11 protein-coding genes are annotated in these 11,385 nt (G+C 47.1%); all 11 read left to right on the top strand.

Annotated features, from left to right (window positions below; translation table 11 throughout):
* Window positions 1–254: 254 nt before the first annotated feature.
* Window positions 255–1,226, top strand: coding sequence for a beta-ketoacyl-ACP synthase III (locus WMO25_RS08505; RefSeq protein WP_349084969.1), 972 nt, complete (start codon window positions 255–257; stop codon window positions 1,224–1,226).
* A gap of 146 nt (window positions 1,227–1,372) precedes the next feature.
* Window positions 1,373–1,597 carry an acyl carrier protein gene (locus WMO25_RS08500; RefSeq protein WP_015514648.1) on the top strand — a complete coding sequence of 75 codons (225 nt, stop codon included), beginning with the start codon at window positions 1,373–1,375 and terminating at the stop codon, window positions 1,595–1,597.
* A gap of 55 nt (window positions 1,598–1,652) precedes the next feature.
* Entirely contained in the window at window positions 1,653–2,636 is a 984-nt protein-coding gene (fabK, locus tag WMO25_RS08495; RefSeq protein ID WP_349084973.1) for an enoyl-[acyl-carrier-protein] reductase FabK, read from the top strand.
* Entirely contained in the window at window positions 2,629–3,561 is a 933-nt protein-coding gene (gene fabD, locus WMO25_RS08490; protein ID WP_349084968.1) for an ACP S-malonyltransferase, read from the top strand. Before fabK ends, fabD begins: the two co-directional genes overlap by 8 nt.
* Window positions 3,562–3,586: 25 nt before the next feature.
* On the top strand, window positions 3,587–4,333 hold the full coding sequence (gene fabG / locus WMO25_RS08485; protein ID WP_349084967.1) for a 3-oxoacyl-[acyl-carrier-protein] reductase: 747 nt from the start codon (window positions 3,587–3,589) through the stop codon (window positions 4,331–4,333).
* A 47-nt stretch (window positions 4,334–4,380) separates the two neighbouring features.
* Window positions 4,381–5,631: a beta-ketoacyl-ACP synthase II gene (gene fabF / locus WMO25_RS08480; RefSeq protein WP_349084971.1), complete on the top strand. Its 1,251-nt coding sequence runs from the start codon at window positions 4,381–4,383 to the stop codon at window positions 5,629–5,631.
* Window positions 5,632–5,633: 2 nt separating this feature from the next.
* Window positions 5,634–6,122, top strand: coding sequence for an acetyl-CoA carboxylase biotin carboxyl carrier protein (gene accB, locus WMO25_RS08475; protein ID WP_349084966.1), 489 nt, complete (start codon window positions 5,634–5,636; stop codon window positions 6,120–6,122).
* Between the two features lie 75 nt (window positions 6,123–6,197).
* Window positions 6,198–6,629 carry a 3-hydroxyacyl-ACP dehydratase FabZ gene (gene fabZ / locus WMO25_RS08470; protein ID WP_015514642.1) on the top strand — a complete coding sequence of 144 codons (432 nt, stop codon included), beginning with the start codon at window positions 6,198–6,200 and terminating at the stop codon, window positions 6,627–6,629.
* Window positions 6,630–6,631: 2 nt separating this feature from the next.
* Window positions 6,632–8,005 carry an acetyl-CoA carboxylase biotin carboxylase subunit gene (locus WMO25_RS08465; protein WP_349084964.1) on the top strand — a complete coding sequence of 458 codons (1,374 nt, stop codon included), beginning with the start codon at window positions 6,632–6,634 and terminating at the stop codon, window positions 8,003–8,005.
* A 180-nt stretch (window positions 8,006–8,185) separates the two neighbouring features.
* Entirely contained in the window at window positions 8,186–9,952 is a 1,767-nt protein-coding gene (gene accD, locus WMO25_RS08460) for an acetyl-CoA carboxylase, carboxyltransferase subunit beta (RefSeq protein ID WP_349084963.1), read from the top strand.
* Window positions 9,949–11,037: an NAD(P)H-dependent flavin oxidoreductase gene (locus WMO25_RS08455; protein ID WP_349084961.1), complete on the top strand. Its 1,089-nt coding sequence runs from the start codon at window positions 9,949–9,951 to the stop codon at window positions 11,035–11,037. The genes accD and WMO25_RS08455 overlap by 4 nt, the downstream gene beginning before the upstream one ends.
* Window positions 11,038–11,385: the final 348 nt, after the last annotated feature.

Here is an 11,385-nt window from a genome sequence, read left to right as displayed (position 1 = left end):
GCAGTGTTTTGTACTGCCTTATGTACCACTACCGAGCGTTGGCAGCGGGAGCGGCCTGTAATGAATAAGCTCTTTTTGAAACTCTTTGATATATTTGGAAACCGCACTTTTCTTTTTTATCAAAAAACTACTTGCCAACTTCTGCTAATTATGTTATAGTATCAAAAGATTTGAATATCAAATTATTTTAAATCAAAAAGATTTTATATTAAAACTAAAATTCAAAACAGTTATTTGACAGATGGAGATGAACTATGAGAGGCAGGATATGCGGCACGGGTTCTTATTTGCCGGAGAAATATTACGATAATAATGATATTGCGAAGATTGTTGAGACCAGTGATGCATGGATTCGCGAACGGACCGGGATTGTCCGGAGACACGTTGCATCCGGATACGAGACCACGGTGAGTATGGCGGTGGAGGCCGGGAGACGGGCCCTTGAGAATGGCCATGTGCTGCCGGAGAAAATCGATATGATTCTGGTATCCACCATTACGCCGAATGCTGTGATTCCCGGTGTGGCTTTTCAGGTTCAGGCGGCTCTGGGGGCAGACCGGGCAGTATGTTTTGATCTCAGTGCAGCCTGCAGCGGATTTGTCTTTGCTTATCAGACGGCTCAGGCGTATATTGCGGCGGGGCTGTATCAGACAATTCTGCTCATCGGCAGCGAGACGCTGTCAGCTATCAATAACTGGGAGGATCGAAGCAGCTGTATCCTGTTTGGTGACGGCGCCGGTGCAGCCGTTGTTCAGGCTGAAGAAGGAGAGCTTTATCCTTCGGTTGCAGGCTCTGATGGCACCATGGGTCATGTACTGGCCTGCGAGAGCCGCGTGCAGAATGACTGGCAGCAGAGGGAAGCAGACCGTAAGACCTACATTGATATGGATGGCACGGCAGTTTTTAAGTTTGCGGTGAGAAAGATGCCGGAGATGGCAAAGTCTTTGATGACACAGATGCATTGCACAGAGGCAGACATTGACTGGTTTATCACCCATCAGGCCAATGAGCGGATCATTGAAGCTATAGCAAAGCGGTTAAAATCGGATATCGCGAAGTTCCCGATGAATATCGCGGAATGTGGCAATACTTCATCCGCCAGCATACCGATTCTTTTGGATGAGATGAACAGAAGTGGTCAGCTTAAAGGTGGACAGAAAATCATTATGGCCGGTTTTGGCGCCGGTCTGTCATGGGGCGCTGTCTATATGGAGTGGCATGCATAATTCGAATCTGAAGCGGTGAGGCATAATTTGTCTCAGGGCGGCAGGTATCATCAGATGCGGGATGTATTTCATCTTCGGATGGGGTACAGACAGAAGTTACATAATAAAAAATAAAAATATATATCAACGAAAAGGAGAACAAAATTATGTTAGAGAAAGTAATCGCAATTGTAGCAGAAGGACTTGGAGTAGAAGCTGGTAATCTGAATGCAGAGACAACATTTGAATCCCTTGGTGCAGATTCCCTTGACCTGATGGATATGGTCATGAATTTTGAGGATGAATTCGGTATTGAAATTGATGCAGATTCCATGGGCACCTTAAAGACCATCGGTGATGTGGTGGATTATCTGACAGCTCATCAGAACTAAGAAAGACAGGGTAACAGCTGAATAGAAGAATAACAGCAGGAAAACAGAATGCTGTATTGACGGAAAAGACAGACATCAAAAACAGACAGAAAGAGGTTGTAATATGAAGACGGAAGTAACCGAATTGCTTGGAATAGAATATCCGATTATCCAGGGCGGCATGGCCTGGGTTGCTGAGTATCATCTTGCAGCCGGCGTATCAAATGCCGGTGGACTTGGACTGATAGGCGCAGCCAGTGCGCCGGCAGAATGGGTGCGTGAACAGATCCGGTCAGCAAGAAAGCTGACAGACAGACCTTTCGGGGTCAATATTATGCTGATGAGTCCTTATGCGGATGAAGTAGCGAAAGTCATTGTGGAAGAAGGCGTGAAAGTTGTAACAACCGGTGCCGGAAGCCCTGAAAAATATATGCAGATGTGGAAAGAGGCTGGTGTGAAAGTCATCCCGGTGGTAGCCTCCACAGCACTTGCAAGAAGAATGGAACGCTGCGGTGCAGACGCAGTGGTGGCTGAAGGCTGTGAAGCCGGCGGCCATATTGGAGAGAATACAACAATGGTTCTTGTGCCTCAGATTGTTGACGCAGTGAAGATTCCGGTAATCGCAGCCGGCGGTATCGCGGATGGCCGCGGTATGGCCGCAGCCTTTATGCTGGGGGCTAAAGCGGTTCAGCTGGGAACAGTATTTGTTACAACAGAGGAATCACAGGTCCATGAGAATTATAAAAAAGCCATTATTAAGGCAAAAGATATCGATTCCCGTGTAACAGGAAGAACAACGGGACATCCTGTCAGAGCATTGAGAAATCAGATGACGAAGAAGTATCTGGAACTGGAAAAATCCGGAGCAGGATTTGAAGAACTGGAGCTTTTGACCCTCGGCGGTTTAAGAAAAGCTGTCGTGGACGGAGATGTGGTGAATGGCAGTGTCATGGCTGGTCAGAGTGCCGCCATGGTCAAAGAAGTGATGAACTGTCATGATCTGATCCGGAAACTGGTGAGAGAGACAGAAGAATGTTTTGGGAGAAAATATTATGAATAAAATAGCGTTTATTTACCCGGGACAGGGTGCCCAGAAAGCGGGAATGGGCAAAGATTTTTATGCATACAGCCCTCTGGCGGCGGAGATTTATGATAAAGCCTCAGAGATTTTAAATATGGATATGAAAGCACTGTGCTTTGAAGAGAATGATTTATTAGATCAGACGGAATATACACAGGCGGCCATGGTGACAACCTGTCTGGCCATGACGGCCGTTCTGGAAGAAGCAGGACTTAATCCGGATGTTACAGCCGGATTAAGCCTCGGCGAATATTGTGCCATTGCGTCGGCTGGCGGTATGACAACGGAAGATGCCATTCGTCTTGTACGCAAAAGAGGAATTCTCATGCAGAATACCGTACCAAAAGGTAAGGGGGCCATGGCGGCTGTCATTGGTGCAGAAACAGAGCTGATTGAAAAATGTCTGGCACCGATTGAGGATGTGAGCATTGCCAATTACAACTGCCCGGGACAGATTGTTATTACCGGCAAAAAATCGGCGGTGGAGCAGGCGGTGGAAGCATTAAAAGCAGCCGGTGTCAGAAGATGCGTCATGCTGAATGTCAGCGGACCGTTCCATTCACCGATGATGATTCCGGTCGGCGAAGCGCTGGATCAGGAGATGGCAGATATGCAGTGGTCAGAACTGAAAATCCCTTATGTGACCAATGTCACAGCGGAATATGTCACCGATATTCATGAAACAAGAGCTCTTCTGGCAAAACAGGTAGCTTCCTCTGTCAGATGGCAGGCCTCTATGGAGCGAATGATCGCCGATGGCGTGGATACATTTGTTGAAATCGGACCGGGAAAGACGCTGGCAGGTTTTATGCGGAAAATTAACCGTAATGCAAAAGTTTACACAGTGAATACGGTGGAGGACGCACAGAAAGTTATTGAAGAACTTAGACAATTAATCATTTGATGTGGGATAGAAACAGGAGAACGAAATGGGAAAATTTGATGGGAAGACAGCAGTTGTGACCGGTGCTTCCAGAGGTATCGGACGGGTCATTGCCAAAAAACTGGCAGCTTGCGGTGCGACAGTGATTATTAATTACAATGGTTCAGAAAGCAAGGCTGCGGCTGTACAGCAGGAGATCATAGATGAAGGCGGCAGGGCGGATATTTTTCAGTGCAATGTCAGTGATTTTGCAGCCTGTGAAGCTTTTTTCAAGGCTGTGACAGAAAAATACGGCCGGATTGATTTTCTGATCAATAATGCAGGCATCACGAAGGACGGACTGTTGATGGCCATGAAGGAAGAAGATTTTGACAGTGTCATCGATGTGAATCTGAAAGGCACTTTTCACTGTATCCGGTTTGCAGCCAGACAGATGATGCGTCAGCGCTATGGACGGATTGTCAATATGGCTTCTGTCGTGGGTGTGGCCGGCAATGCAGGACAGGCCAATTATTCAGCTTCCAAGGCAGGTATCATTGGCCTGACAAAATCCGCAGCCAAAGAACTGGCTTCCAGAGGCATTACGGTGAATGCTATTGCTCCGGGAATGATTGAAACGGATATGACGGCAGATCTGTCAGATAAAGTGAAGGATGAGATGATGAAGCAGATTCCGCTGAAGCGCTTCGGACAGGCAGAGGATGTGGCCAATGCGGCAGCCTTTCTGGTGTCGGATGAAGCGGCTTACATAACGGGACAGGTGCTGCACGTGGACGGCGGCATGGCCATGTAGGCGGATTGCTTATATAGGTGATATGGATAGATTTCAGAATGGAGAAAATGATGGAAAAGCGCAGAGTAGTGATTACAGGTATGGGTGCAGTGACACCTATCGGCAATAACGTAGAGTCTTTCTGGAAGAATGTCAAGGAAGGCAAAAACGGTATCGGATCAATTACCAAATTCGATACCACAGATTATAAAGTAAAAATTGCAGCAGAGGTCAAGGATTTTTCAGCGAAAGAGCTGATGGATTTCAAGGCAGCGAAGCGTATGGAGACTTTTTCACAGTATGCGGTGGCAGCAGCAAAGGAAGCCTGCGCGGATGCCGGCTTTAATATTCAGGAAGAAGATCCTTATCGCTGCGGCGTGATCATCGGTTCCGGTGTGGGCAGCCTGCAGCAGGTTGAAAAAGCCTGCCAGACCATTGAGACAAAGGGACCGGGCAGAGTGAATTTGCTGCTTGTACCGATGATGATCTCCAATATGGCGGCAGGCAATGTGTCAATCCAGCTTGGTTTAAAAGGTAAGTGTACTAATGTGGTGACAGCCTGTGCCACAGGAACAAACTGTATCGGTGATGCTCTTCGCGCTATCCAGTATGGGGATGCGGAGGTAATGTTTGCCGGCGGTACAGAGAGCTGCATCTGCCCGACAGCGGTTGCAGGTTTTACAGCACTGACAGCTTTAACCACAGTCCAGGATCCGGATCGCGCATCTATTCCTTTTGACAAGGAAAGGGGCGGTTTTGTTCTTGGTGAAGGTGCCGGTGTAGTGGTACTGGAAGAGTTAGAGCATGCCAAAGCAAGAGGTGCACATATTTATGCAGAGCTGGTGGGCTATGGTGCTACAGGCGATGCTTATCATATCACATCCCCTGCAGAGGACGGCAGCGGTGCCGCCAAAGCTATGGAACTGGCCATGGAAGAGGCAGGCATTGCTCCATCTGAAGTACAGTATATCAATGCCCATGGTACAGGCACCCATCACAATGACCTTTTTGAGACAAAGGCAATTAAGAAAGCTTTTGGCGAGGATGCCAAAAATCTTGTCATCAATTCGACGAAATCCATGATCGGTCATCTTTTGGGTGCTGCCGGTGCGGTGGAAAGTATTGTTTCAGTGAAGGCTATTGAAGAGGGATTTATCCACCAGACTATCGGAACGAAAGAACTTGGCGAGGGCTGTGACTTAAACTATGCCATTGACGGACCTGTAGAGAAAGATATTCAGTATGCCATCAGCAATTCCCTCGGGTTTGGCGGACATAATGCGTCTCTTCTTTTCAAGAAGTATGAAGGCCAGGTGTAAAAATGGAATTAGATGAACTTTTAAAATTGATACGGGCCGTGTCAGATTCAGAACTGACGGGTTTTAAATATGAAGCAGAGGGTGTGTGTCTGAACCTGAAGAAGGAAAAAGAAGTAGTGACAGCGGTACAGACATTGCCGGCGGCCGGTGTCAGCCAGTCAGTGATGCCGATGCAGGCAGTTGCAGCATCAGCAATGTCAGAAGCTTCAGCAGATTCAGAGGAGAAGGCAGCCGGAACAAAAGAGGCAGAGCAGAAAGGTTTTCTTGTGAAATCACCGTTGGTGGGCACATTTTATGCCGCACCTGCTGAGGATGCAGCCCCTTATGTAGCTGTGGGTGATACGGTGAAAAAAGGTCAGACAGTGGCTATTGTGGAAGCCATGAAGCTGATGAATGATATTGAGAGTGATTTTGACGGCACAGTGGATGAAATTCTTGTGGAAAACGGCGAGATGGTAGAATATGGCCAGCCGCTGTTCAGAATTGCCTAGGTTGTATAGAATTGCCTGGGCTGTGCAGGTAAGTGCTGAACTGATTTTGTAATATATAAGAAAGAAGTTAGACTAATGAAACATCTTGGAATTAATGAGATTAAAGAGATTCTTCCGCACAGACATCCTTTTTTGCTGGTGGATTATATCGAAGATTATGAACCCGGCGAATATGCTGTGGGCTATAAATGCGTGACATACAGAGAGGACTTTTTTGCAGGGCATTTTCCACAGGAACCGGTGATGCCCGGGGTATTGATCATCGAAGCCCTGGCTCAGGTGGGTGCAGTGGCTGTGCTGATGCAGGAAGAGAATAAAGGCAAGCTTGGCTATTTCGGCGGTATCAAAAACTGCCGTTTCAGAAGAAAAGTTGTGCCGGGAGATAAATTGAAACTGGAAGCAAGAATTATTCGTCAGAAAGGACCTGTTGTTGTGGGTGAGGCCATTGCCTCCGTGGATGGAGAAGTGGCTGTCAAAGCCGAACTGACACTGGCTATCGGGGAATAAAGATGATCAGAAAAGTTTTAATTGCCAATCGCGGAGAAATTGCGGTGCGTATCATCCGGGCCTGCAGGGAAATGGGCATAGAAACGGTGGCTGTTTATTCAGAAGCAGACAGGGAAGCCCTTCATACACAGCTGGCGGATGAAGCCATCTGTATCGGGCCGGCGCCTTCTTCTGAGAGTTATCTGAATATGGAGCAGATCATCAGTGCCACCATTGTATCCGGTGCAGACGCTATCCATCCGGGATTCGGATTTTTGTCGGAAAATGATCGATTTGCAGCTTTATGTGAGCAGTGTCATATTATTTTCATCGGACCAACCGCAGATGTCATCCGCAAACTCGGCAATAAATCCAATGCCAGAAATACGATGATCGCGGCAGGGGTACCGGTGATCCCGGGAAGCAAGGAACCCTTGTATCATGCAGAAGAAGCATTGGCCATTGCAGAAGAAGTGGGGTATCCGGTCATTGTCAAGGCGGCCCTTGGCGGCGGCGGCAAAGGCATGCGTGTGGCTTATCATCAGGATGAACTGGAAAATGCTTTTATGACAGCCCAGAAGGAATCTATGGCAGCTTTTGGCGATAATACTATGTATCTGGAGCACTTTGTGGAGCATCCGAAACATATCGAGTTCCAGATTCTGGCGGATAGTTATGGTCATGTGATCCATCTGGGCGAGCGTGACTGCTCCATCCAGAGAAATCACCAGAAGCTGATTGAAGAATCGCCTTGTGCCATTATGAGTGATGCACTGCGTCAGAAAATGGGGGAGGCGGCGGTAAATGCGGCAAAGGCTGCAGGATATGTCAATGCGGGAACCATTGAGTTTTTGCTTGAAAAAACCGGCCGTTTTTATTTTATGGAAATGAATACCCGTATTCAGGTGGAGCATCCGGTAACAGAGTGGGTAACAGGGATTGACCTCATCAAAGAGCAGATCCGTATTGCCGACGGGCGGGAACTGTCCTATACTCAGGAGGATGTGAAGCTGACGGGACATGCCATTGAATGCCGTATTAATGCGGAAAATCCTTATAAAGGTTTTCGGCCGTGTCCGGGAAAAATCACAGATATGTATCTCCCCGGCGGCAAAGGCATACGTATTGATTCAGCCATTTACAGCGGTTATGAAGTATCGCCGTACTATGACAATATGCTGGCGAAATTGATCGTATTTGCGAAAAACAGAAATGAAGCCATCACAAAGATGCGCAGCGCTCTGGGAGAAGTGATTATTGAGGGCATTGATACCAATGTGGATTATCAATATGAGATTTTAAATGATCCGGATTACCAGAACGGTGATTTTGATATTGAATTTATTGCAGATAAAGAGGAACAATTACTGAACCATCGTTATGCAGCTGAAGTGTAAAATGTTTTGCAGCGTGGCAGGAAATATTGATAATGCCAGGCAGCGAAAAAACGATTGCTGATGACGGCAGGAAAAAGCTGCCGGAGGATGTCGATGGTTGGAAAAAGCTGATTGCTGATGACGGGCAATGAAAAAAGCCGGTGAAGTGACAGGATGACAGAATGACAGGAGGGATGAACAATGAAGCTTGGAAATATGTTTAAAAAGACCAATCAGAAAAATTACATTACATTGACAAACAGGAAGGCCAATGTTCAAAACTCCGGGGAGTCATCACCGGAGGTGCCTGAAGGGCTGATGCGCAAATGCAATGCCTGCAGAGCAGTGGTATTGGCAGAAAGTATTATTGGCAATCAGTATATTTGCCCGAAATGCGGCAACTATTTTAGTGTACCGGCAAGACGCCGCATCGAGATGCTGGCAGACGAGGAAAGTTTCAAGGAATGGGATACAGGCCTTACATCCGGAAATCCGCTGCATTACAAAGGCTATGAAGATAAAGTTGAAGCTCTTCGTGAGAAGACAGGCCTTGATGAAGCGGTGACTACAGGCCTTGCAAGGATTGGCGGTCATGAAGTGGTACTGGCCGTGTGTGACAGCCATTTTATGATGGCCAGCATGGGCAAAGTTGTTGGGGAAAAGCTTACACGAGCCATTGAGAAAGCCACAGAGCGAAAGGTGCCGGTGATCATTGTTGCCTGCTCCGGCGGGGCCAGAATGCAGGAAGGTATTCATTCTCTGATGCAGATGGCGAAAACATCTGCCGCCTTAAAAAGACATCATGATGCGGGACAGCTCTATATCTCGGTTCTTACAAATCCCACAACCGGCGGTGTTACAGCCAGTTTTGCCATGCTGGGGGATATTATTCTGGCAGAACCGAATGCACTCATCGGTTTTGCGGGACCAAGAGTCATTGAGCAGACCATCGGACAAAAGCTGCCGAAGGGTTTTCAGCGTTCGGAATTCCTCTTAGAACATGGTTTTATTGATCAGATTGTAGAAAGAGAACACCTGAAAAATCGTCTGGAGCATCTTCTGTCACTGCATGAGAAAAATCCTGAGGCGGAGCAAAGACTCAGAAACTATAAGGAAGTGTCAGAGTCATCTGAGAATCCGGATCTGAATATGAGTGAAGAATTATCCATTGCAAAAAAAGATGAAAAGAAATCTGCCTGGGACAGGGTTCTGGCTTCCAGAAAGAAGGAAAGACCGGTCGGCACAGAATATATAGAAGATTTATTTTCGGACTTTACAGAACTGCATGGTGACAGGTATTTTGGGGATGATCCGGCCATTGTAGGCGGTATCGCCAGATTCCACGGGATGCCTGTGACGGTGATCGCCCAGGAAAAGGGACGTAATACAAGGGAGAATGTTCTGCGCAATTTTGCTATGCCGTCACCAGAGGGCTACAGAAAGGCCCTGCGTTTAATGAAACAGGCAGAAAAATTTCATCGACCGGTCATCTGTTTTGTCGATACACCGGGTGCCTTCTGCGGTATGGAAGCAGAGGAGCGTGGGCAGGGAGAAGCCATTGCACGCAATCTGTTTGAAATGCCCGGTCTTAAGACACCGGTTCTGTCAATCGTGATCGGTGAAGGCGGCAGCGGCGGTGCGCTTGCGATGGCAGTGGCCGATGAAGTGTGGATGCTTGAAAATTCTATTTACTCCATTCTCTCACCGGAAGGCTTTGCAAGTATCCTCTGGAAGGATAGCCATAAAGCGAAGGAGGCGGCAGCTGTGATGCGACTGACGGCGGCAGATCTTCAAAAACATGGCATGGTGGAGCGTGTTTTTGAAGAACCGGAAGATCTCACCATAGAGACACTGCCGGAACTGACACTGAAAATGGACAGATGTATGAAAATATTTTTCAGAAAACAGCTGGCAATGACAGGGGATGAGATTGCAGAGATGAGATATCGGAGGTTCAGGGCATTATGATGATATATCCAGAATTAAAAATTGGTGATCTGACAGTCAAAAAGCCGATTATTCAGGGCGGCATGGGCATCGGCATCAGTCTGTCAGGGCTGGCGGGTGCAGTGGCGAAAGCCGGAGGCGTCGGTGTGATCTCGACGGCCCAGATTGGTTTTCGGGAGCCGGATTTTGAAGAACATCCGGCGGAAGCCTGCCGAAGGGCCATCGGCAAAGAACTGGCTAAAGCAAGGAAAATTGCACCAACGGGGATCATCGGTTTTAATATCATGACTGCATTGAGAGATTATGAGGGACATGTCCGGGCGGCAGTGCAAGCCGGTGCGGATCTGATCATTTCAGGTGCGGGACTGCCCCTTGATCTGCCGGGACTGGCAGCAGCAAGTCAGACCAAGATTGCACCGATTGTATCAACGGAACGTTCGGCGGCGGTTATCCTGAAATACTGGGACAGAAAATACCATCGTACAGCGGATCTTGTGGTGATCGAGGGACCGAAAGCCGGTGGGCATCTCGGTTTTAGTCGTGAACAGTTGGAAGAATATGCCGAATATGATGATAAAGAATATACCGAAAAAAGTTATGATGATGAAGTGAAAAAGATCATGGCTGTTGTCAGAAAATATAGTGAAAAATACGGTTGTTCAATTCCGGTCGTACTGGCCGGCGGCATTTATGACAGAGCAGCGGCAAAGCATGCTTTTAGCCTTGGAGTGGATGGCATTCAGGTTGCTACGCGTTTTGTAACGACAGAAGAATGTGATGCAGATATCCGTTACAAAGAAGCTTATATCCGGGCAAATAAAGAAGATATTCAGATTGTGAAAAGTCCTGTGGGGATGCCGGGCAGGGCCATTATGAATCCTTTTATGGAGCGGGTGATGGCCGGTGAAAGGATATCACCGAAGAAGTGCCTGCTCTGCATGAAGGGCTGTAAGCCTTCGGAAATTCCTTATTGCATTACGGAGTCTCTGCTCCATGCGGCAAAGGGTGAAACTGATGAAGCACTATTATTCTGCGGTGCTGATGCTTGGCGGGCTGAGAAGATAGAGACAGTGGAAGAAGTGATGGACGACTTACTGCAGGCATAAAGATGAATCCTGATGAAAAGTTGAAGAACTATATCAATTTTTCATCAGGATTTTTGTATTAGGTGATGCACAGATTTGAAGTATAAAGACAGCGAAATGAAGAAAATGTTCGACAGATGGATAAATTGTTCTAAAAATAATAAGTGACATTTTTGTACGATGTATTGACAAACAAAATTTAAGGGACTATAATCGGCTTCAGAAAAAAGAGAAAAGTCTATGAAGGGGCAAGCGGCGTGTGCTGACTTGCTTTTTATTATAGAATAGGAGAGTGGATTTTATGACTGTAAGTCTCATTTTAACAGAACAAATTGTAAAATTATTTATTATCCTTATGATCGGTTTCAT

The organism is Coprococcus intestinihominis, assembly GCF_040096555.1.
Lineage (GTDB): Bacteria > Bacillota > Clostridia > Lachnospirales > Lachnospiraceae > Coprococcus_A > Coprococcus_A intestinihominis.
Note: the sequence above shows the minus strand (reverse complement) of the source record. Positions and strands in the feature narration are given on the sequence as shown.

Excerpts from the sequence above, each read along its gene's own strand:
- fabD (WP_349084968.1), top strand. The coding sequence starts at position 2,629 with ATGAATAAAATAGCGTTTATTTACCCGGGACAGGGTGCCCAGAAAGCG.
- accB (WP_349084966.1), top strand. The coding sequence starts at position 5,634 with ATGGAATTAGATGAACTTTTAAAATTGATACGGGCCGTGTCAGATTCA.
- WMO25_RS08505 (WP_349084969.1), top strand. The coding sequence starts at position 255 with ATGAGAGGCAGGATATGCGGCACGGGTTCTTATTTGCCGGAGAAATAT.
- WMO25_RS08465 (WP_349084964.1), top strand. The coding sequence starts at position 6,632 with ATGATCAGAAAAGTTTTAATTGCCAATCGCGGAGAAATTGCGGTGCGT.
- WMO25_RS08455 (WP_349084961.1), top strand. The coding sequence starts at position 9,949 with ATGATGATATATCCAGAATTAAAAATTGGTGATCTGACAGTCAAAAAG.
- fabG (WP_349084967.1), top strand. The coding sequence starts at position 3,587 with ATGGGAAAATTTGATGGGAAGACAGCAGTTGTGACCGGTGCTTCCAGA.
- fabF (WP_349084971.1), top strand. The coding sequence starts at position 4,381 with ATGATGGAAAAGCGCAGAGTAGTGATTACAGGTATGGGTGCAGTGACA.
- accD (WP_349084963.1), top strand. The coding sequence starts at position 8,186 with ATGAAGCTTGGAAATATGTTTAAAAAGACCAATCAGAAAAATTACATT.
- fabZ (WP_015514642.1), top strand. The coding sequence starts at position 6,198 with ATGAAACATCTTGGAATTAATGAGATTAAAGAGATTCTTCCGCACAGA.
- WMO25_RS08500 (WP_015514648.1), top strand. The coding sequence starts at position 1,373 with ATGTTAGAGAAAGTAATCGCAATTGTAGCAGAAGGACTTGGAGTAGAA.